The sequence below is a fragment of the Stenotrophomonas sp. DR822 genome (genome assembly GCF_019793815.1).
Lineage (GTDB): Bacteria > Pseudomonadota > Gammaproteobacteria > Xanthomonadales > Xanthomonadaceae > Stenotrophomonas > Stenotrophomonas indicatrix.
On record NZ_CP081826.1, the window covers coordinates 299,847 to 320,952 of the forward strand.

Sequence of the window (21,106 nt, forward strand, 5' to 3'; positions counted from 1 at the left end):
GACGAACCGATGGGTCCGATTACATGTCAGCGCACGCGCGGGTGGGGCAGGCGCAGGGAACAGGCGGGGCAGGGCCCGCAGGCGTCATCCGCCGGGATCCAGCGCGAGGCGATGGAAAGGCGAGGGAGAGGCAATGATGGAAAGCGAAGCGCCGGTCGGCAGTGCTTCCCGCAGGCCAGCAACAGGTGCTGACGTGCAGTGGGTCGTGTCGATCATGCGTTCATGATAACGGTTACAGTGTGAGCGTACCGAGAATCGCGTCAGTACGAACGCAGCGTTCCATGATGCCTGTTCATGCACATGACCCACGCACATCGAATGAACATGTTGTGCTCGCCTCGCTCACGCCCCGGCTTCTACGGTGGTCACGAACCAACGCAAGGAGTAACGCATGACCCGTCGCATTCCCGAAGGCACCCTGGTTATCGTCGCTGATGGTGGCTCGGCCCGCGTGTTCACCAACGTCGGCAACGAGCACAAGCTCACCCTGAAACAGGAAGGCGAGCTGCGCCTGCAGGACATCAGCGAACAGGGTGTGTCCGGTCAGGGCCCATCCGGTGCGGTGCCCAAGGACATGTCGATCTCGCAGCTCAACGAGGCGACCTTCGCCAAGCAGGTGGCCGAGCAGCTCAATGAAGACGCGCTCAACAACCGTTATGCGCATCTGGTGCTGATTGCCGATCCCACCACGCTGGGCCGCATCCGTCCGTTGCTGCACAAGGAGACGCAGTCTCGCTTGCTGGCCGACATCGCCAAGGATCTCACCAACGCGCCGCTGGAAGACATCCAGCGCACGCTGCAGGCGTAACCGGCATGCCCTTCATGCGTGACCATGTGGCAGCCGAGCCGGCCCGCGCGGAGGTGGATGCGCAGGCCGGTTGGCTGTTGCTGGAATTCGGTGCACCGTGGTGTGGTCACTGCCAGGCTGCACAATCGGCACTGCAGGCTTTCGTGGAGGCACATGATCTGCCGCACTGGAAGATCGAAGACGGCAAAGGCAAGCCGCTGGGCCGCTCGTTCCAGGTGAAGCTGTGGCCGACCGTGATCCTGTTGCGTGATGGCACGGAAGTGGCGCGCGTGGTGCGGCCGGTGGATGCGGCAGATCTCGCCACACTGCAGAGCGCGCTGCCCGATTGAGTGGTCTCTTGAGTCCCCTCCATGGAGCCGAGCCACGCTCGGCTCATTTCCCCGGCGGTGTCCGCTTCAATGCAGCGTCACCCGCACATGCTGCTCGCGCAGTTCATGCAGCAATCGCCGGCCATGCTGGCTCAACGCCATCATCGCAACAGTGATCTTCTGCAGGCTGTAGCCCGGGCGCAGATGCGCCTGCGGGTCGGCTGGTTCGTTCTCGCCGATCATCATCGCCATGCCCTCGGCGGTGTTCAGGGCGTGCTCGATGCGGAAGAACAGGGATTCCATTTCCGGGGTCAGGATGGGCGGTTCATGCGACATGCGATGGCTCCTTGAGGGGACGTGGCCACCGCAAGGGTGGCGGGCGGTGCGGGGTTGGAACTTCGGCTGAGCTACGAGAAAAGCCGGAGGGCCATGCGGCCGCCGCGCACCGCCCGCCGCAGTCACGGCAAGCAGCTCTCGTAGCTCATTCCGGGGTTCCACACCCGGCAGCGGTGTTCGCGCTGCGCGGATATCCTGCACACGCATTGGCGGTCTGTTCCACCCGGCATTGCATCTGGACGTCTCCATTTACGGGCTGAGTTGTTTCAGTAGGGCCCATTCCGACAACCGCTTGCGCGTTCGCATCGAAATGGGCCTGCCAGCCTTGGCAGCATCCCTTCAATTCCAGTGTCGATCCATCCAATCGGTTGCAGATGCATGCGTTGAAGGCGGCATCCGCACTGCAGCATGCGACACCGTCACCCCGGTGCTAGGATCTGACCACCACCTGAATCGATCCAAATGCCGATGCCCACGCTGGACCGTCGTCTCCTGATCGCTGTCGCCGCTACGGCGATGTTCGCCACCGGCCTGGCTGCGGCCGCCCCGGCCAAGACCGCCGCCGACAAGGCCTATGCCTCGGTCGATCCCTTCATTGGCACCGGCGGTGAGGGGCATACCTACCCCGGCGCGACGGTGCCGTTCGGCATGGTCCAGCTCAGCCCGGACACGCGCATCCAGCCGCGCGAGAAGGCCTACGGCTGGGCGGCGGGCTACCGTTACGACGACAGCAGCATCGTCGGTTTCTCGCACACGCACTTTTCCGGCACCGGTCATTCCGACCTGGGCGATATCCTGCTGATGCCGTTCACCGGCAACCCTGGCCTGGAGCGCGGCGACCCCGAAAAGCCACGCAGCGGTTACGCCTCGCGTTTCCGCCACGATGATGAGAAGGCCGAACCGGGCTATTACGCGGTCACCCTGGACGACTACAAGGTGCGTGCCGAGCTGACCACCAGCGCCCGCGTGGGCGTGCATCGCTATGCGTTCCCGAAGGGCAGCGAAGCCAAGGTGCTGCTGGACATGCGTACCAGCATGTACGACTACCCGGGCAAGATCCTGTGGTCGCGGGTACGCGTGCGTGGCGATGGCACCATCACCGGTTTCCGCCAGACGCGTGGCTGGGCCGCCGGCCGCCAGCTGTATTTCGCGATGCGCTTCTCGCGGCCGCTGGCCAGGCACGCGCTGCACAACACCGAACAGGACATCGTCTACAAGGGTTTTGCGCCCCCGGGCGAGAAGGACCCGGCGCAGCGCGCGCAGATCGAGGGGCGGCAGCTGGTGGGCACCTTCGACTTCGGCAAGCTGGATTCACCGCTGGTGGTGAAGGTGGCCATTTCGCCGGTCAGCGAGGCGGGCGCCATCGCCAACCTCGATGCCGAAGTGGCCGACTTCGATTTCGACCGTGTGCGCGCGCAGGCGCGGCAGGAATGGACGCAGGCGTTGTCGGTGCTGGATATCGATGCACCCGAACACGCGCGTCGCAGCGCGTACACCGCGCTGTACCACACGCTGCTGGGGCCGACGCTGTTCATGGATGCCGACGGCCAGTACCGCGGCGCGGACAACGCCGTGCACCAGGCCAAGGGCTACACGAACTATTCGACGTTCTCGCTGTGGGATACCTACCGGGCGCTGCACCCGCTGCTGACCCTGGTGCAGCCGGAGAAGCGCAACAGCGATTTCGTCAATTCCATGCTGGCCCATCACGAGCACAGTCCCTACGGCATGCTGCCGGTGTGGTCGTTCCATGGCCTGGAAGACTGGTGCATGATCGGCTACCACGCGGTGCCGGTGATCGCCGATGCCTACGTGAAGGGCATTCGCGGCTTCGATGCGGACAAGGCCCTGAAGGCGATGGTGCAGACTGCCAACTACGGCCCTTACGATGGCATCGCCCAGTACCGTGAGCTGGGCTACGTGCCGATCGACGAGGAAGGGGAAGCAGCCAGCAAGACGCTGGAATACGCGTTCGATGACTGGACCATCGCGCGCATGGCGCAGGCGATGGGCAAGACCGATGTGGCCGCAACCTTCGACAAGCGCGCGGGCAACTGGCGCAATGCCTTCGACAAGGACACCGGCTTCATGCGTGCGCGCAAGCGCGATGGCAGCTTCCGTACGCCGTTCGACCCCAGCGCCAGTGGCTACGGCACCGACTACACCGAAGGCAATGCCTGGCAGTACTCATGGTACGTGCCGCAGGATGTGGCCGGCCTTGCCGCAGCGCATGGTGGCAGTGACAGACTGCTGGCGCGCCTGGATGAAGTGTTCAACGCGAAGGTCGATCCGGCCATCTTCGAGCACATGGAAGACATCACCGGCCTGATCGGCTGGTATGCGCATGGCAACGAGCCCAGCCACCACGTGGCCTACCTGTACTCGCATGCCGGCCAGCCGTGGCGCACGCAGGCACGCCTGAAGCAGATCATGGACACGCAGTATGCCGATCGGCCCGATGGCCTGGCCGGCAACGATGACGTGGGCCAGATGTCGGCGTGGTACGTGTTCACCGCGCTGGGTTTCTACCCGGTAGCGCCGGGCTCGGGCGAGTACATCCTCGGCCGCCCGTTCCTGCCGAAGACCGCAATGCGGCTGCCCAACGGCAAGACCTTCACCATCGTGGCCGAAGGGCTGGACGACAAGCACACCTATGTCGGCAGCGTGACCCTCAACGGCAAGCCGTTGCAGCGCACGTTCCTGCGCCATGATGAGATCCTGGCCGGCGGCGAGCTGCACTTCACCATGCAGGCCGAACCGAACAAGGACTGGCCGGGGCAGGGAGCGCAGGCACCGTATTCGATGACTCGGTAACACCCACGGTAGCGCCGGGCCATGCCCGGCGGTTGAGGGGCGGCGCCAACCAAGGTTGGCGTCTACCGGAACCGCGCACACCGCATTGAGGCGCCCTTGGTAGATGCCAACCTTGGTTGGCACGCCGCTACACCATCCCACCATTGGCCCGCAGCACTTGGCCATTGATCCAGCCGCCATCGGCACCGGCCAGGAACGCCACCGCGCCGGCGATGTCTTCCGGCGTACCCAGCCGCTCCAACGGATTCATCTTCGCCAGCCGATCGATCAGTTCCGGCGACTTCCCGTCCAGGAACAGATCGGTGGCGGTCGGCCCGGGCGCCACCGCGTTCACGGTGATGCCGCGCCCACGCAGTTCCTTGCTGAGAATCGCGCCCATGGTCTCCACCGCGGCCTTGCTGGCGGCATACACGCCGTAGTTTTCCAGCTTGATGCCAACCACGCTGGTGGACAGGGTGACGATGCGACCACCGTCGCGCACGCGCCGCGCGGCCTCGCGCAGCACATTGAATGCACCCTTGAGGTTGATGCCGATCACACGGTCGAACAGGGCATCATCGCTGTCGGCCAGTGCGGCCAACTGCAGCACGCCGGCACTGTTGACCACCACATCGATGCCACCGAAGCGTGCCTCGATGGCGTCCAACAGCGCGTGCACGGCCTGCGGGTCGGCGACATCGGCCTGCAGGGCGATGGCGTGCCCTCCGCTGGCGGTCAATTCGGCAGCCAGTGTTTCGGCCTCATCACGGCGCCCGGCATAGTTGATCACCACGGCATGGCCGTCGGCGGCCAGACGGCGCGAGATGGCCGCGCCGATGCCACGGGAGCCCCCGGTGACGAGGGCGACAGCGCGGGAAGCAGAGGAGGTCATGGCAGATTCCAGAAGGGCGCGCCGGCATAGCGCACGGCCATCTTCGTCTCTCCGCCGTCGCGGATAATCATGGATAATCCGGAAACATCATCCGGCCATCCGAACAATGGACAGATTCACCGCCCTGCGTGCGTTCGTGCGGATCGTCGAGCGCCGCAGCTTCAGCCGTGCCGCCGAAGACCTGGGGCTGCCGCGGGCCACGGTGACCGACGCGATCAAAGCACTCGAGCAGCGTCTGGGCGTGCGCCTGCTGCACCGGACCACGCGCGTGGTGGTGCCGACGCTGGAAGGCGAGGCCTTCTATGGCCGCTGTCTGCGCCTGATCGCGGACATGGACGATGCCGAAGCCGCGTTCCGTGACGTGCCGCCACGCGGGCCGCTGCGCATCGAGGTGCACGGTACGTTGGGGCGCCACCTGTTGTTTCCGCATCTGCCGGATTTCCTGCAGCGGTACCCGGACATTGAACTGGAGGTCAGCGAGGGCGACCGCTATGTCGACCTGCTGCGCGAGGGGGTGGACGGGGCCATCCGCGTGGGCACCCTGGCCGACAGCGATCTGGCCGCGCGGCGCCTGGCGTTGCTGCGCGAGGTCACGGTGGCGTCGCCCGCCTACGTGCAGTCACACGGGCGGCCGGAAAGCATCGCGTCGCTGGCGGCGGGACACCAGATGGTCGGCTACCGTTCCAGCGCCACCGGCCAGCTCATTCCGCTGGAGTTCCAGCAGGGTGGGCAGGTTCGCCACGTGCCGCTGCCGGCACGCGTGCGGGTGTCCGGTGCCGACGCCTTCCTCGGTGCCGCGCTGGCCGGGTTGGGCATCATCCAGGCACCGCGCTACCGGATGGACCCTTACATCGCGCGCGGGCAGTTGCTGGAGCTGTTGCCCGACATGCCACCCACACCGAGCCCGGTCAGCCTGGTCTATCCGCGCAACCGCACGCCATCACCGCGGTTGCGGGTGTTCATCGACTGGGTGGCGGCTGTGTTCGAGCAGAGCGGCTAGCCCCCAGCGCCCGCCGGTTGCGCAGATGAGCGGTGGCCAGCATCACCCCACCACAGGCGGTGGCAGCGCCGTGCCAGAGCAGCGATTCCTTCAACGGCAGGTACAGCGAGGCGGACAGCAACAGGATCGCGCCTGCCAGGGCCACGCACAGCGGCAGGGCGCGTCGATGGCGGCGCTGGCCGGCGGCGGTGCTGAGCAGGGCGATCGACGAGGCCAGCAGCGCGAACAGCCATTCCCAGCGCGACATCACCAGCAGTGCGGTCATCGCGCCATGGCCAGGGTGCTGGAACGAGCGCAGCGCCATCATCGCCGCCGGCGTGAAGGCCAGCAGCAGGGGCAGGGCCACGCAATGCGCGGCACAGACCAGCGACAGCCATGCGCCTGCCAGATCGAAACGGGGATGCCAGCGTGCCGAAGCTGGCGGTTGGGTGCGCGCCCTTGCGGGCGAGATCGGGATGTGGTCCATAATGTTACATAGTAACAATACGGAGCCGCCCGATGAAACGTTCTGCCGCCCTTCTGCTGCTGCTTGCTGCCCATTCTGCGAACGCCCACGACGTGCGCCATCACGGTGCTCATGTCCATGGCCAGGCCGATGTCGATCTGGCCGTGGTCCAGGGAACGCTGGAACTGGCACTGCGTGCGCCCGGCATCGGCATCCTCGATTTCGAGCGACCCCCGGCCGACAGCCGCGAACAGGCCGCATTGGCGCGGGCGCGATCGATCCTGCAGCGCGGCAGCTGGGTCACGTTGCCGACCGCTGCGCAGTGCCGTTTGGACCGTGCCGAGGCGACGGCGGAGGGCTTTGCGCCAGTGGCTGTGGCAGCACAGCCAGGCCAGCACACGCACGCTGGATTCACCGCCGCACTGCGCTACCACTGCGCCAACCCGGCAGCACTGCGCGGGCTGGCAGTGCCGCTGCCTACGCTGTTTCCGGGGCTGCACGAGGTGATCGTCAACACCGCAACGTCGACCGGGCAAGGCCGCAGCGTGGTTACTGCTGACAGCCTGCGGGTGCCGCTGGCGCCATGAACGACGATGCCATCATCGACCTGCAGGGCGTGCAGTTCGGCTACGCAGGCCGTGCAGTGCTGGACATCGCACAGCTGCAGGTGCGCGCAGGCAACAGCGTGCTGCTGCGCGGGACCAGCGGCTCGGGCAAGAGCACGCTGCTGGGCCTGCTGGCGGGCATTCTGCTTCCGGCCAGCGGCAGCATCCGGGTTGCCGGCCATGGGGTGAACACGCTCGGTGCCGCCGCGCGTGATCGTTTCCGAGCCGACCAGATGGGCGTGATCTTCCAGCAGTTCAACCTGCTGCCGTTCCTGAGCGTGCGCAACAACATCGCCCTGGGCGTGCGCTTTTCGCCATTGCGCAACGCGCGCATCGAAGGTGGGCTGGACGCGGAAATCGCGCGCCTGCTGCGTGCGCTGCAGCTGGATCCGGCACTGATGCCGCGCGCGGCGGGCACGCTCAGCGTCGGCCAGCAGCAGCGCGTTGCCGCTGCCCGTGCCCTGATCGGTCGCCCGGCGGTACTGCTGGCCGACGAACCGACCTCGGCGCTGGATCCCGAAGCGGCCACGGCGTTCGTACAGCTGATGTCCGCGCAGTGCCGGGCCGCCGGCACCACCGCGCTGGTGGTCAGCCACGATGACCGCCTGCAGCCGTTGTTCGACCAGGTGCTGTCGCTGGGTGATCTGAACCGGGCAGGGGGTGCACATGTTTGAGTTGGCCTGGGCCAGCCTGCGCAGCCGCGCCTTGAGCGTGAGCCTGGCCGTGCTGGTCATCACCCTGAGCGTGGTCCTGCTGCTGGGCGTGGAGCGCATCCGCACGCAGGCCCACGAAGGCTTTGCCAGCACCGTCTCGGGTACGGACCTGATCGTGGGCGCACGCTCGGGGCCGGTGAACCTGCTGCTGTACTCGGTCTTCCACATCGGCGACCCGACCAACAACGTGTCCTGGCAGTCCTACCAGGAACTGTCCGCGCTGCCGCAGGTGAAATGGGCGGTGCCGCTGTCGCTGGGCGATTCCTGGCGTGGCTATCGGGTGATCGGCACCACCGCAGCCTACTTCGAACACTACCGGCATGGCGCAGGGCATGCGCTGGCATTCGCGCAGGGCCAGCCGTTCGACGACCTGTATGACGCGGTGGTCGGCGCTGAAGTCGCGCAGGCCGCGCACATCGGCCTGGGCACTGAGATCGTGCTGGCCCATGGCACCGGTGCGGTAACGCTGGCCACGCATGCCGACAAGCCGTTCCGCGTGGTCGGCATCCTGCAGCGTACCGGCACGCCGGTGGATTCGTCCGTGCTGGTGTCATTGCCGGCGATCGAAGCGATCCATGTCGATTGGCGCTCCGGCGTGCAGTTGCGCAGCCAGCATGTCAGCGCCGAACAGGCACGGCAGCTTGACCTGACCCCGACCAGCATCACCGCCTTCATGCTCGGGCTGAACTCGCGCATCGCCACCTTCGGCGTGCAGCGCAGCATCAACGAGTATCCAGACGAAGCGCTGCAGGCGATCCTGCCCGGCGTGACGTTGCAGCAGCTGTGGCAGTCGCTGGGCACTGTCGAGCGCGCGTTGCAGCTGATCAGTGCGATGGTGGTGCTGCTGGGCATGGTGTCACTGATGGCGCTGCTGGTATCGACGCTGCAGGAACGCCGCCGTGAGATGGCGGTGCTGCGCGCCACCGGTGCGCGTCCGGCCTATGTGGCCTGCCTGCTGGTCGTTGAGGCCGTGGCCACTGCAGCAATGGCCTGCGCGTTGGCGCTGGCGGTGCTGACCTGTGCCAGCGCGGCCGGGCGCAGCTGGGCGCTGGCCAATTTCGGTCTGTCGATCACCCACGTCTGGCCGGACGCGCGCGAACTGGCCTGGGTGGGCGGCGTGCTGCTGATCAGCGCGGCTGCCGGCCTGCTGCCTGCGCTGCTGGCCTACCGGCGCACCTTGGCCGATGGCCTGGCGCCTGCGTCGTGAGCGCGGTCGTGCGCTGGTTGCTGCTGGCTGCCGCAATGCTGCTGGCCGCCTGCACGCGGCCGACCGATACCGGTGTGCAGGCACTGCTGCCGGCGCCGGTGCAGGGCAATGCTGGCACGCAAAGCGAGCAGGAACTGGACTGGTTGCAGATGCTGCCCAGCGATGAACTGGCAGCACTCGAGCGCGGTGAGGGGCCTGAGGTGCAGCACAACGGCAACCGGCGCATGGCCCAGTTCGGTACGTTCCGTACGGTGGACGCGGTACTGGATCGCGCAGTGCGGTTGCCGGGCTACGTGGTGCCTTTGGCCAACGCGGCAGATGGCCGGCTGGTCGAATTCCTGTTCGTGCCGTACTACGGCGCGTGCATCCACGTGCCACCGCCGCCACCGAACCAGATCGTGCATGTGGTGCTGCGGCGGCCGATCGCCATGCCCGACATGTACTCGCCGTTCTTCCTGGCCGGTGTGCTGCGCGCCGAGCGGGTGGACGATGATCTTGCCGGCTCGGCCTACAGCATGGCCGACGCCGAACTGAGGCCTTATGAACCGTAACGCGAAGCTGCTTGCCGGTGCGCTTGCCGCTGTACTGCTGGCCAGTTGTGGCCGGCCCGCCGTGGACGCCCCACCGCCACAGGCCAACAATGCTGCTGCGTCGCCGGCGGCAGCGTCTGCAGTGATCGACCGCTGGGACGCGCTGATGCCCGAAGAGGACAGCTTCCAGCGTCCACCGCCGCAGATAGGGTTGTCGCGTGGCAATGGCATGGACGGGGTGGGGGGCTTGATCGACGATACGGGTTCGGGCTCGCTGCCTGGGCAGGCCATCGATCACTCCAGCCCGCTACGTGCGCAGCAGTTCGGCTCGTCGGCGGTGGTCGATGGCGTGGATGGACAGGCGCTGGACCTGGATGGCTATGTGGTGCCGCTGGCGATGAACGACGCCGGGCAGGTGGACGAACTGCTGTTCGTGCCGTTCTATGGCGCGTGCATCCACGTACCGCCGCCGCCACCGAACCAGATCATCCATGTCACCCTGGCCAGCCCCATCACGTTGGGCGCGCTGTGGGATCCCTACCGGCTGTCCGGGCGACTGCAGGTGAAGCACTTCAAGGCGGATATCGCCAGCGCGTCCTATGACGCTGCCGCAGCGACGCTTTCCGCGATCAGCCGATGACGAGCATCCGATGACGAGGCTCCGCGCACGCACCGTCGCGCTGCTGATGGCGGTGTTGCTGCTGGCAGGCACCGCGGTGGCGCTGCTGTGGAACGCAACGCAGGCGCCCTCGCCACCGGCCGTTGCATTTCCCGCACCCGTGGCGGAAGCGCAGGCACGCATCGAACATCACCTGGCGGCCGACACGGCCTTTCGTGATGACCTGCTGTTCCTGCTGGTGGCGACGCTGCGCGACCGCTGCGAACCCGCGCAGGCGGGAGTGCTGGCGCGCATGGCCAACCGTGCGTCGCTGCCGGTGCTGGCGGCGGTCAGCGCCGTGACCGCGCAGGATGCGAGCCTGGACCGACCGATCTACCAGTACATCCAACACCGCGCCGACGCCACCGGCTGCGGTCAGCCACTGCGCGTGCCGGCAGGCGAAGGCGGCACTGTCGAGGTGGACATCGAACAGTACGCGCGCACCTTCCCGGACAGCTACTTCGATCCGCAGCGCAGCAGCGTGCCGCGTGACTTCGGTGGGCGTTCGCTGGCAGAACGCGCCGGCAACGCCTGCAACAGCGTGGTCTATTCGGTGCTGCCGCTGGGAGGGGGCGATTGGCGCTGCAGCACGCTGCGCAGCAACGCCCGCGCGCGGGTGCGTGCGCTGTGCGAAGACCAGATGCAGCGCCAGCACGGCCATCTACAGGGGGAGCTGGATGCCGCGGTGGGACGCGCCATGCAGGCCCCGATCGTGCAGGCGGTCGCTGCCTTGCCTGCGGAGTGCAGGTAGGCCCCGGGTCATGAGACAGGAAGCATTGCACCTCGCGGCAGCTGAATGGATCTCACTGGGAGCTCCATAACTATACAGGATGTCCGGTATAGTTATGGCCATACTCCTTCCCCATCCAGGTTCCCATGGCTCTCTCCCAGCCCTTGGACGGTGCTCCGTCCCTGTCGCGCGCCCGACGCTGGTCGCTGCTGTTCACCGTTGCCGCCGGCCTGCTGCTGGTCACGCTGGACAACTCGGTGCTGTATACCGCGCTGCCGACCCTGACCGAGGAGCTGTCGGCCAGTGCCGGGCAGGCGCTGTGGATCATCAACGCCTACCCGCTGGTGATGGCCGGCCTGCTGCTGGGGGCGGGCACCCTGGGCGACCGCATCGGCCACCGCCGGATGTTCCTGGTCGGGCTGGTGGTGTTCGGCATCGCCTCGTTGGCAGCGGCGTTCTCTGCAACCGCAGGGCAGCTGATCGCCGCGCGTGCCTTCCTCGCCGTGGGTGCGGCGGCGATGATGCCGGCCACGCTGGCCTTGATCGGGCTCAGCTTCCATGAAGAACGCGAGCGCAACATCGCCATCGCGATCTGGGGTTCGGTGGCCATCGTCGGTGCGGCGCTGGGGCCGATCATCGGTGGCTTGCTGCTGCAGCACTTCTGGTGGGGCTCGGTGTTCCTCATCAATGTGCCGGTGGTGGTGGTCGCCTTCATCGCGACCCTGCTGCTGGCGCCGGAAGGGCAGCGCGACAGCACCCGCCCATGGGACCTGCTGTCCTCGCTGCTGGCACTGGCAGCGCTGTCGGGCCTGGTACTGGCGATCAAGTCGCTGATCGCCACGCCGCCCTCGTTCAGCGTGGGAGCGGTCTCGCTGCTGCTGGCGGTCATCTCCGGCATCGCCTTCAGCCGCCGCCAGCAGCAGTTGCCGTATCCGCTGCTGGATTTCGCCATCTTCCGCAATCCGGCCTTCCTTGCCGGCACCCTGTCGGCGGTGTTCACCCTGTTTGCGATGGCCGGGCTGCAGCTGCTCACCACCCAGCGTTTCCAGCTGGTGGCCGGCCTCAGCCCGTTGCAGGCGGGCCTGCTCGTATCGGTGGCGGCGCTGGGCAGCCTGCCCAGCGCGTTGCTGGGCGGCAGCGTGCTGCATCGCGTCGGCCTGCGGCCGCTGATCTGCGGCGGCCTTGCGGCCGGTGCGGCAGGTGTGGGCGTGGTGGCGCTGGGCTTCCCGCATGGGCTGGGCTGGGTGGTGGCCGGCATGGCGATCACCGGCTTCGGCATGGGTGCTGCCATCTCGGTGGCGTCCACCGCCATCCTCAACAACGTGCCGCCGCATCGTGCGGGCATGGCCTCGTCGGTGGAGGAAGTGTCCTACGAGTTCGGCGGCCTGCTGGCCGTCGCGCTGCTGGGCAGTCTGAGCGCTGCGATGTACGGCGCGTTCCTGCCGGAGTCTGCGGGTATTCCCGCCGCCGCACGCGAGGGCTTCACCCAGGCATTGCACGTGACGCGTGAGGCGGGGCAGGGCGAGTGGTTCGCGCTGGCCACCGCGGCCTACGATCGCGGTTACCAGATCGTGCTGCTGGTGATCAGTGCGGTGCTGGCGGCCGGCGCGGTGATCATCGCGCGCCTGCTGCGTGGACGCGCCGGTGGCCGCGACGGCGCCGCCGATCGCGTAAAATAACGGCATGAGAACCAGCAAGCGCGAGCGCATCCTCGACGCCGCCGTCAGCGTGATCAACCGCGACGGCGTGCGTGCGGTCACCTTTGAATCGGTGGCGGCCGAGGCGCAGTTGACCCGTGGCGGCCTGCTGTACCACTTTCCTTCGCGCGAAGCGTTGCTGCGCGGCATCGACGAGCACCTGGTGCAGAGCTGGGAAGCATCGATGGAGGCGCTGCTGGGCAAGTCGGCCGGCGAGGCCACTGCGTTGGAGCGCTACCAGACCTTCGTGCGCGTTTCGGCGCAGAGTGCCACCCGTGCCGAGCTGATGTTCATGCTGGACTCGGTGGACCCCGAATTCCCCGGCGAGCGGCCGTGGGCACCGGTGGTGCGGCGCTGGGCGCCTTCGCCACCGGCCGCCGGCCGCGAAGATCCGGCGGCGCTGGATAATTTCGTTGCGCGGTTGGCCGCCGATGGCCTGTGGATCTACGAGGCCATGTACGAAGGCCAGCTGGACGAGAACGTGCGCGCACAGGTGACCGAACGGATCGGTGGGCTGCTTGCTCCCGAGCGGTCCCGCAAGGCGTAGCTGCCAGTCCATCCGCTGTAGGCACCCGTCAGGCAGGCGGATGCCCGTGCAGGCCATCCCCCTGCAGCCGCTCCGGGTGGGTATACACGTTGAAGCCCTCTTCGCGGGCGAAGCCCACCAGGCACAGGCCGGCACTGCGGGCCAGGTCGATGGCCAGCGCAGTGGGGGCCGAGACGGCGGCCAGTACGCTGGCACCGGCGCGCGCTGCCTTGCTGACCATTTCGTAGCTGGCACGGCTGGATACCACCAGCAGGCCGCCATCGATGCTGTGTTCGTTGTGGTGCAGTGCACCGATCAGCTTGTCCAGCGCATTGTGGCGGCCGACGTCTTCGCGCACCCAGCCGATGCGGCCACTGGCATCGGCCCAGGCCGCTGCGTGGGTCGAACCACTGGCTGCATTCATCGGCTGGCGTAGGGCCAGCCCAGCCAATGCCCGCTGCAGTGCAGCCGTCTGATACGTGCGGCGGTCCTTTACCGGAGGCAGTGGACGCAGCACGTCCTCCAGCTGGCGTGCACCGCACAACCCACAGCCTCCGCGACCCGGCAGCAGGCGCCCGTTGTCCGGATCCAGTGCGGCACCGGGGGCATCGGCAGACACGCTCATGTTCAGTTCGATGCCCTCCAGTTGTGGCTGCACCTGCAGGGACAGCAACTGGTCAGGACGCTCGATCAACCCTTCGCTGAGCGAGAAGCCCAGCGCGAAATCCTCCAGGTCGCACGGCGTGGCCATCATCACCGAGAAGGCCCCGCCGTTGTAGCGCATCGCCACCGGTACTTCTTGGGCGATCGTATCGAGCCGTTGCTCCTGCCCCGTGCTGCGCCAGCGCTGCAGCGTGCGCAGGGCCGTGCCGGCGGGCGGGGGCGAAGGCAACGTCGATCCGGGCATGTGGCACATCCTGGGCAAAGCAGAAGGGCAGGCTACGCGCGGAGGATAGCGCAGCGCCATCCAGTGAAGACGCGGTGGTAACCGTTGCCATGGCAGCCTGCTGTACCCGGGCTGGGCCATGGCGTTGGGGTTGCCGGTGTGCTTGACTGGCCACGGCAGCCGGGCGCGGGCCCGGCACTGCTGGCAGGCACTCCACCAACGCAGGTTCCCGACCATGTCCGAACAGAAGCCGCCGCGTTACAAGCCCTACAACCAACCGGCAGGTGGCTGGGGGGCCGCCGGTGCGACCGCCAAGGTGCTGCTGCAGCAGAGCGTGATCGGTAAAGGATCCAAGGCGCTGCTGGCGATGAACCAGCCGGGCGGATTCAAATGCCCCAGCTGCGCGTTCCCCGATGCCGACCACCGAAAGAAGCTGGAATTCTGCGAGAACGGTGCCAAGGCCTTGGCCTGGGAAGCGACCCAGCACCGGGTGACCCGTGAGCTGTTCGCCCAGCACACCGTCACCGAGCTGATGGCGCAGACCGATTACTGGTTGGAGCAGCAGGGCCGGCTGACCGAGCCGATGCGCTACGACGCCGCCACCGATCACTACGTGCCCTGCGAATGGGCCGAGGCGTTTGCACTCATCGGTCGTCATCTGCAGGCGCTGGACAACCCCGACCAGGCCGAGTTCTACACCTCCGGCCGAACGCCCAACGAGGCGGCGTTCCTGTATTCGATCTTCGTGCGCGAGTTCGGTACCAACAACTTCCCGGACTGCTCGAACATGTGCCACGAGCCGACCAGCCGTGGCCTGCCACCAGCGATAGGCGTGGGCAAGGGCACCATCGTGCTGGACGATTTCGAGCACGCCGAGGCGATCTTCGTGATGGGCCAGAACACCGGCACCAACTCGCCGCGGATGATGAGCAACCTGGTGGAAGCGCGCAAGCGCGGCGTGCCGATCGTGGCGGTCAACCCGATGCCGGAGCGTGCCCTGATCCGCTTCACCGAACCGCAAGACGTGGTGCAGATGGCCACGTTCGGTTCCACCGAGATCACCAGCGAGTTCGTGCACGTCCGCATCGGCGGCGACCTGGCGCTGATCAAGGGCATGATGAAGGTGATGTTCGAGCGCGAGGCCCAGGGTGAGCAGGTGCTGGATCATGCCTTCCTGGCCGAACACACCGTTGGCCTGGAGGCGCTGCGCGAGGACGTGCTGGCGCAGGACTGGGATGAGATCGTGCGGGTGTCGGGCATCGCGCAGGAACAGATCCGGCGCTGCGCGGAGATCTACATCCGTTCGCAGGCGACGGTCATCTGCTATGGCATGGGCCTGACCCAGCACCAGCAGGGGTCGCGGCTGCTGCAGCAGGTGGCCAACCTGTTGTTGCTGCGCGGTAATTTCGGCAAGCCGGGCGCGGGTATCGGTCCGATCCGTGGCCATTCCAACGTGCAGGGCGACCGCACCGTCGGCATCGACGAGAAGCCCACGGCGCGCTACCTGGATCGCGTGCAGCAGGTGTTTGGTTTCGATCCGCCGCGCGAGCACGGCCACCATGTGGTCGAGTCGATCGCGGCGATGCTCGATGGCAGCGCCAAGGTGTTCATCGGCATGGGCGGCAACTTCATCCATGCCGTGCCCGATACCGAGCGCGCCTACCAGGCCATGCGCAGACTGGAACTGACCGTGGGCATCGCCACCAAGCTCAACCGGGGGCATCTTGTGCACGGTCGCGACGCGCTGATCCTGCCGGTGGTGGCGCGCTCGGAGTGGATCCGCACGCCGAAGGGCGAGCAGTTCGTCACCATCGAAGATGCGATGTCCAACGTGACGGCGTCGCGCGGCGTGCTGGAGCCGGCCAGCGACCACGTGCTGCCGGAGGTGGAGATCGTCTGCCGGATGGCGATGGCAACGTTGCCGGACAGCAAGGTGGACTGGGCCGCGTACATGCACGATTACGGCCCGATCCGCGACCTGATCGCCGCCGTCTACCCGGACATCTATGCCGGCTTCAACGAGCGCATCCAGGCACTGCACGGTTTCCACCTGGATATTCCGCCGCGCAGGCGCGTGTGGCCGACCCCGAACGGCAAGGCCAACATCCTCGTCATGCCGGGCCTGGAAGTGAACACGGTAGTCGATGACCCGGAGATGCTGCGGCTGGCCACGGTGCGTTCGCACGACCAGTACAACACCACCATCTACAGCTACAACGACCGCTACCGGGGCGTGTACAACGACCGCATGGTGGTGTTCATGAACATCAAGGACCGTCTGGCGCGCGGGCTCGGCAAGGAAGCCCTGGTAAGCCTGGAAACGATCAGCGACGACGGCGTGACGCGGCGAATCGAAGGCCTGACCGTGCTTGACTACCCGATGCCGCGCGGGGCGCTGGCGGGCTACTACCCGGAGCTCAACCCCCTGCTGCCGCTGGACTACTACGATCGGATCAGCGGCACGCCAGCGGCGAAATCCATTCCGGTACGGATGCGCGCGCAGGTCGACGTGCCCGCGTAGGCGCCGATCCTACAATTGCTCGTTGTCGCTCAGCACGATGCTGCCATCCAGCAGCACCGGCACCATCTGGGTCCAGCCCTTGGCGTTGTAGTCGAGGCTGACCAGGTACACCCAGCCGCGCGCTGCGTCTTCGCTCTGCGGCGCAGCGCCGGCGGTGAACCGCTGCAGGCTTACCTCGGAGACCACGAAGTCATCGCCGGGATAACGTAGGCGCGCGTGGACCAGTGCTGCCGCCGCAGCTTGATGCACCGACAGCGGCGGCTCGGCGCGTGCCGGGTCGAACGCGGGAAGCGTTCGCAATCGCGTCCCGCTTACCTGCCAGCGCTCATGGGTGTGGTCACCATCGCCGCTGGACAGCACGGTCCATTGGCGTTCGCCTGCCATGACCGGAAGGCTCAGCAACGCGGACAGCAGGAGGGCAGCAGAGGCGAAGCGGGCAGGCATGGAAAGGCTCCAATGAACGTCATGCATGATGACAGCAGGCAGCGGCGACGGGCGCATCGTGCGTCGGCTATCATCACCCCGTGGATATATCCGGCCTGCCGCTGCGAGTGATGCTGCTCCTGACCCTGGTGCTCAATGCACCGGCGCTGGCACTTGCCTCGGGCGGCATCAACGGTCAGTCCGGCGGTGGTCATTGCGATGGCCCCCACGAGATCGCCGACGCTGCGATCTCTGTCACGCCCGCCTGCTGCGATGAACGGAACGCAGCCGCGTGCAGCAGCGAGGGTTGCGAGTGCGTGCCGGCGAGTGTGGCCATGCTGCCGTCGGCGGCAAGCCTTGCTGCATGGCCGCTGCGTGCAGTGCCCGGCGACGCGCTGCCGCCGGCTCATCCCGCGCCTGCGCTGCCTCACCTGATTCGTCCGCCGATCGCCTGATGCGCGCAGGTTGCGTACCTGCCGTCCTGCAGTACCCCTCATCTACTTGACCCATGCGCATCCGTCGCGTGGATGGCAGGCGCTCGCGCCTGCGATTGCAAAGGAAAACCTGATCCATGAACCGCATTCTTTCCCTGAGCCTGTTGCTCACCCCCGTTCTGCTGGCCACCGCCTGCGCGCGTGCCTCCGAAGAGGCCGTGTCCTCGCCCGCAACCGCAACCGCCTCGGCAGTCGAGGCGACGGCCGGAGCGACGATCGACCGGGAGCTTCCGTTGGCCATCGTGCACAAGACGGCCAGTTGCGGTTGCTGTGGCGTGTGGGCCGACCACCTGAAGGCTGCCGGCTTCGCGGTTGAGATACGCGATACCGATGACATGCATCCGGTCAAGCAACGGCTCGGCGTACCGGCCGGCAAGGCGTCCTGCCATACCGCCGAGATCGGTGGCTATGTGGTGGAAGGCCATATTCCGGCCAGCGACATCAAGCGCCTGCTGAAGGAACGGCCGACGGCACGTGGCCTGGTGCTGCCGGGGATGCCGGCTGGATCACCGGGCATGGAAATGCCTGATGGCCATGTGCAGCCGTATACCGTGGAGCTGGTGCTGGCCGATGGCCGCACCCAGCCCTTCGCACAGCACGGGCAGGGTGGCTGACAAGGTGTAGCGGGCGCGGCGGCGGATCGCCGCCGCGCCTGCTCAACGCTGCTTTTCGCGTTGCTTCTTCAACTGCGCGTCGAAATTGCGTTCGGCCGTGTCGGCGTAGTCCTGGCAGGTCATTGCCCTGGAACCCGCTGATGCTCCGGCTGCGTAGTTCCAGCCGCTGGCGCCGGGATGCGGGGTCAGCAGGACATCGCAGGGCAGGGCGCGCACCGTGGCGAAGCTGCGGCGATAGTCCTCGATCAGGTGCGGGTAGCGCGGGTTGGCCTGCAGCTGATAGCCCGGCGCACTCAAACTGTCGGCGTAGACCACGCGCACCGGCTTGCCGCCCCGGGTGTCGGTCCAGGTCCAGGCGGTGCTGCCCGGGGTATGGCCGGGCACGAAGTGCGCGGTGAAGTCGACCCCGCCGAGCGAGACCACCTCGCCATCCATGATGATCCTGTCCGCCGTTGCGGGCGGATAGGTGATGTCGTCGCCGAAGTGCAGGTCGTTGCTGCCGCCACGTGCCAGCAGCACCGCAGATTCGGCATTTGCGACGATCTGCGCAGCGGTATTGCGCTTGAGCGCAGCAACCGGGCCGGCGTGGTCGGCGTGGGCATGACTGAGCAGGATCAGGCGCAGATCCTGCGGCGCAACGCCGCGCGCTTTCATGTTGCGCAGCAGGTGGTCGGCCATCTGCGGCATGCCACCATCGAGCAGCACCGCGCCCTGCGGCGTCTGCACCAGCAGTGCGGTCAGGTCTTCGGTGCCGATCTGCCAGGTGTGATCGGCAATCTGCAGCGGCGCCATTGGCTGCAACCAGGAGGCATCAACGGTGTAGGCACGCAGTTGCGGCAGCGTCGGTTCGGCGGCGGCAACGTTGGCAACTGCGAGGACGGTGACGAGGGGGAAGACGATGCTCTGCAGGCGCATGGCGATGGAGTTGATGGCGAAGGTGAAACGAGGCTAGCACGCAGTGCTGGAAGCCCGTTTCGCGCATTTCTAATGGCAGGCATGAGCTGCATTGCATGCCCGGGGAGCTCGTTCAGGAAGGCGGGGTGAAAGAGCGAAGCCGTTCGCAGCACGCCAACCTCTGGCGGGGTAACCTGCCCGGACCACAAGGAAGGAGAAGACGCATGTGCATCGCGTGCAATCCGGGCGCCGCAGCGTATCTGCAGGCACGACGTGAGTTCCTCGGCGCCATGGTGGGGCTGGGCGTGCTGGCCCTCGGTGGCGCTTCGCTGTCACCTGCTGCCCATGCAGGCACCACTGCGGTGGGATCTACAGGCCCCGCGGACCTGATCTTCCACAACGGGCCGATCATCACCATGGCCCCGCACCCGCACCCGCACCCGCACCCGGAGGCGTTGGCCGTGCGCAATGGCCGCATCCTTGCGGTGGGCGCGAAGGAGCAGGTATGGCAGCATCACGGGCCGAACACTGAACTGGTCGACCTCAAGGGCCGCGCGTTGCTGCCGGGTTTCATCGATCCGCATATGCATTCGGCAATGGCCATTCTCTCCGAGTGGCTGGACGTCACTCCGTTCAGCACGCGTACGCTGGCCGACGCAATGGCGAAGATCAGCACGGCAGCCAGCGCACTCAGGCCCGGTGAATGGCTGCGTGCACAGGGCATCGACCCGTCGCTGATGCACGGTGACCCGATCACCATGGCGGCACTGGACAAGGCCGCACCGGACAATCCGGTGTTCGTACTGGAGTCCAACGGCCATATCGCGTACAGCAACAGCAAGGGCTTTGCCGCGGCTGGAGTGAACGACGCCACGCCGGACCCGGACCAGGGACGGTACATCCGCAGGGATGGCAGGCTGACCGGGCGCATGGAGGAGTCCCCGGCGATGAAACCGTTCATGGCGGTTGTGCCGATGCCCAGCCAAGCGCGCTACGCCGAACTGGTCCAGCAGCTGTTCGCCGACGCGGCCAAGGCGGGCTGTACCAGCCTGCATGATGCGGGCATTGGCACCGGTGGCGTCTCCGACCTCGATCTGCTCAACACCGTGATGGCGGCCAATCCACCGGTGCGGTATTCCGGCTTTCTGACCTCGGATCTGATGGATGACTGGATCAGGCTCGGGTTGAAGCCGGGGCACGGCAACGACACGTTCCGCCTGACCGGCATCAAGTTCTGGTCCGACGGGTCCAACCAGGCGCAGACCGGTTACCAGCGCGAGCACTATCTGCATTCGGACAAGCGTGGCGCGCTCAACTACACCCAGGACGAGCTGGTTGCCGGCGTCCAGCGGGCGCACGACCTCGGCTGGCAGATCGGCATCCACGCCAATGGAGATGCGGCCATCGATACCACGCTCAATGTGTACCAGACAGTGTTGAAGAAGACACCGCGCAAGGATCACCGGCATCGCATCGAACATTGCAGCGTGCTCCATCGGGAGCAGATCACCCGGCTGTCGCAGCTGCAGGTCTCGCCGTCGTTCCTGATCGGCCATGTCCACTACTGGGGAAAGGCGTTCCGTGACGATATCCTGGGGCCGGAGCGGGCGGCACTGTACGATCCGTGCCGGTCTGCATTGAAGGGTGGGCTGCGGATTTCGCTGCACTCGGATTTCAACGTCACCACCATTGCGCCGCTGCGCTACATCGACAATGCGGTGAACCGGGTGATGCTCGATGGCGGCGAAGTGCTCAATCCGGGGGAGTGCATCACTGTCGAAGAGGCGCTGCGTGCGGTTACTCTCGATGCCGCCTGGCAGTGCCGCACCGATCACATCGTCGGCAGCCTGGAGCCTGGCAAGTATGCGGACCTGGTCATCCTCGACCAGGATCCGCTGAGTGTTCATCCCGGCAAGGTCGGCAGTCTTACGGTGCAGGAAACCTGGCTGCAGGGCGTACGACGTTACAAGGCCTGATCCGGCCATGTCGCCCCGGCATGCAGGGCTGCCGGGGCGACGTGGTCCTG

General features: G+C 66.7%; 22 protein-coding genes. 16 read left to right on the plus strand and 6 right to left on the minus strand.

The window, feature by feature from the left end:
- Positions 1-391 precede the first annotated feature (391 nt).
- Both K5K93_RS01460 and K5K93_RS01465 read left to right on the plus strand, forming a co-directional pair.
- Positions 392-808 carry a host attachment family protein gene (locus K5K93_RS01460; RefSeq protein ID WP_032974590.1) on the plus strand — a complete coding sequence of 139 codons (417 nt, stop codon included), beginning with the start codon at positions 392-394 and terminating at the stop codon, positions 806-808.
- 5 nt (positions 809-813) lie between these two features.
- Positions 814-1,137: a thioredoxin family protein gene (locus K5K93_RS01465; protein WP_222389354.1), complete on the plus strand. Its 324-nt coding sequence runs from the start codon at positions 814-816 to the stop codon at positions 1,135-1,137.
- A gap of 66 nt (positions 1,138-1,203) precedes the next feature.
- Here the strand turns inward: K5K93_RS01465 and K5K93_RS01470 are convergent, their stop codons facing one another.
- Positions 1,204-1,452, minus strand: coding sequence for a hypothetical protein (locus K5K93_RS01470; RefSeq protein ID WP_025874402.1), 249 nt, complete (start codon positions 1,450-1,452; stop codon positions 1,204-1,206).
- Between the two features lie 462 nt (positions 1,453-1,914).
- Between K5K93_RS01470 and K5K93_RS01475 the strand changes: the two genes are divergently transcribed.
- Positions 1,915-4,266 (plus strand): GH92 family glycosyl hydrolase, encoded by a 2,352-nt coding sequence (locus tag K5K93_RS01475; RefSeq protein ID WP_222389356.1) that lies wholly within the window; start codon positions 1,915-1,917, stop codon positions 4,264-4,266.
- Positions 4,267-4,393: 127 nt separating this feature from the next.
- Here the strand turns inward: K5K93_RS01475 and K5K93_RS01480 are convergent, their stop codons facing one another.
- Positions 4,394-5,137 carry an SDR family oxidoreductase gene (locus K5K93_RS01480; RefSeq protein ID WP_222389357.1) on the minus strand — a complete coding sequence of 248 codons (744 nt, stop codon included), beginning with the start codon at positions 5,135-5,137 and terminating at the stop codon, positions 4,394-4,396.
- 106 nt (positions 5,138-5,243) lie between these two features.
- On the opposite strand from K5K93_RS01480, the gene K5K93_RS01485 reads away from it, so the two are divergent.
- On the plus strand, positions 5,244-6,137 hold the full coding sequence (locus K5K93_RS01485; RefSeq protein WP_222389359.1) for a LysR family transcriptional regulator: 894 nt from the start codon (positions 5,244-5,246) through the stop codon (positions 6,135-6,137).
- Here the strand turns inward: K5K93_RS01485 and K5K93_RS01490 are convergent.
- The gene (locus K5K93_RS01490) at positions 6,097-6,603 is read right to left on the minus strand and encodes a MerC domain-containing protein (protein ID WP_222389363.1); all 507 of its coding nucleotides are present in this window, start codon (positions 6,601-6,603) and stop codon (positions 6,097-6,099) included. The two genes, K5K93_RS01485 and K5K93_RS01490, sit on opposite strands and share 41 nt — an antisense overlap.
- A 32-nt stretch (positions 6,604-6,635) precedes the next feature.
- On the opposite strand from K5K93_RS01490, the gene K5K93_RS01495 reads away from it, so the two are divergent.
- The 8 genes from K5K93_RS01495 (at position 6,636) to K5K93_RS01530 (ending at position 13,269) form a co-directional block, all read left to right on the plus strand.
- A complete protein-coding gene (locus K5K93_RS01495) occupies positions 6,636-7,169 on the plus strand; it encodes a DUF2796 domain-containing protein (RefSeq protein ID WP_222389366.1) in 534 nt (177 codons plus the stop codon).
- Positions 7,166-7,861 (plus strand): ATP-binding cassette domain-containing protein, encoded by a 696-nt coding sequence (locus tag K5K93_RS01500; protein WP_222389369.1) that lies wholly within the window; start codon positions 7,166-7,168, stop codon positions 7,859-7,861. The genes K5K93_RS01495 and K5K93_RS01500 overlap by 4 nt, the downstream gene beginning before the upstream one ends.
- Positions 7,854-9,107, plus strand: a complete 1,254-nt coding sequence (locus K5K93_RS01505; protein WP_222389372.1) for an ABC transporter permease — start codon at positions 7,854-7,856, stop codon at positions 9,105-9,107. The genes K5K93_RS01500 and K5K93_RS01505 overlap by 8 nt, the downstream gene beginning before the upstream one ends.
- An 8-nt stretch (positions 9,108-9,115) precedes the next feature.
- Entirely contained in the window at positions 9,116-9,658 is a 543-nt protein-coding gene (locus K5K93_RS01510) for a DUF3299 domain-containing protein (RefSeq protein WP_222390922.1), read from the plus strand.
- The gene (locus tag K5K93_RS01515; protein ID WP_093818455.1) at positions 9,648-10,277 is read left to right on the plus strand and encodes a DUF3299 domain-containing protein; all 630 of its coding nucleotides are present in this window, start codon (positions 9,648-9,650) and stop codon (positions 10,275-10,277) included. The genes K5K93_RS01510 and K5K93_RS01515 overlap by 11 nt, the downstream gene beginning before the upstream one ends.
- A 46-nt stretch (positions 10,278-10,323) precedes the next feature.
- Positions 10,324-11,046, plus strand: coding sequence for a hypothetical protein (locus tag K5K93_RS01520; RefSeq protein ID WP_222390925.1), 723 nt, complete (start codon positions 10,324-10,326; stop codon positions 11,044-11,046).
- Between the two features lie 125 nt (positions 11,047-11,171).
- Positions 11,172-12,704 carry an MFS transporter gene (locus K5K93_RS01525; RefSeq protein WP_222389374.1) on the plus strand — a complete coding sequence of 511 codons (1,533 nt, stop codon included), beginning with the start codon at positions 11,172-11,174 and terminating at the stop codon, positions 12,702-12,704.
- A 4-nt stretch (positions 12,705-12,708) separates the two neighbouring features.
- Complete coding sequence (locus K5K93_RS01530; protein WP_222389377.1) at positions 12,709-13,269, plus strand: TetR/AcrR family transcriptional regulator; 561 nt, start codon at positions 12,709-12,711, stop codon at positions 13,267-13,269.
- Between the two features lie 28 nt (positions 13,270-13,297).
- Here K5K93_RS01530 and fdhD read toward each other — a convergent pair whose 3' ends face one another.
- Complete coding sequence (gene fdhD, locus K5K93_RS01535; RefSeq protein WP_093818452.1) at positions 13,298-14,155, minus strand: formate dehydrogenase accessory sulfurtransferase FdhD; 858 nt, start codon at positions 14,153-14,155, stop codon at positions 13,298-13,300.
- Between the two features lie 214 nt (positions 14,156-14,369).
- Between fdhD and K5K93_RS01540 the strand changes: the two genes are divergently transcribed.
- Positions 14,370-16,655 carry an FdhF/YdeP family oxidoreductase gene (locus K5K93_RS01540; RefSeq protein WP_222389384.1) on the plus strand — a complete coding sequence of 762 codons (2,286 nt, stop codon included), beginning with the start codon at positions 14,370-14,372 and terminating at the stop codon, positions 16,653-16,655.
- Positions 16,656-16,664: 9 nt separating this feature from the next.
- On the opposite strand, the gene K5K93_RS01545 is transcribed toward K5K93_RS01540, so the two are convergent.
- Positions 16,665-17,099 carry a hypothetical protein gene (locus K5K93_RS01545; RefSeq protein ID WP_222389386.1) on the minus strand — a complete coding sequence of 145 codons (435 nt, stop codon included), beginning with the start codon at positions 17,097-17,099 and terminating at the stop codon, positions 16,665-16,667.
- A 110-nt stretch (positions 17,100-17,209) separates the two neighbouring features.
- On the opposite strand from K5K93_RS01545, the gene K5K93_RS01550 reads away from it, so the two are divergent.
- Together K5K93_RS01550 and K5K93_RS01555 are read left to right on the plus strand one after the other, a co-directional pair.
- Positions 17,210-17,533, plus strand: a complete 324-nt coding sequence (locus tag K5K93_RS01550) for a hypothetical protein (protein WP_222389387.1) — start codon at positions 17,210-17,212, stop codon at positions 17,531-17,533.
- Positions 17,534-17,649: 116 nt separating this feature from the next.
- A complete protein-coding gene (locus tag K5K93_RS01555) occupies positions 17,650-18,186 on the plus strand; it encodes a DUF411 domain-containing protein (RefSeq protein ID WP_222389388.1) in 537 nt (178 codons plus the stop codon).
- A 42-nt stretch (positions 18,187-18,228) separates the two neighbouring features.
- Here the strand turns inward: K5K93_RS01555 and blaL1 are convergent, their stop codons facing one another.
- Complete coding sequence (gene blaL1 / locus K5K93_RS01560) at positions 18,229-19,101, minus strand: L1 family subclass B3 metallo-beta-lactamase (protein ID WP_222389391.1); 873 nt, start codon at positions 19,099-19,101, stop codon at positions 18,229-18,231.
- A 203-nt stretch (positions 19,102-19,304) separates the two neighbouring features.
- Between blaL1 and K5K93_RS01565 the strand changes: the two genes are divergently transcribed.
- The gene (locus tag K5K93_RS01565) at positions 19,305-21,056 is read left to right on the plus strand and encodes an amidohydrolase (RefSeq protein WP_222389393.1); all 1,752 of its coding nucleotides are present in this window, start codon (positions 19,305-19,307) and stop codon (positions 21,054-21,056) included.
- Positions 21,057-21,106 lie beyond the last annotated feature (50 nt).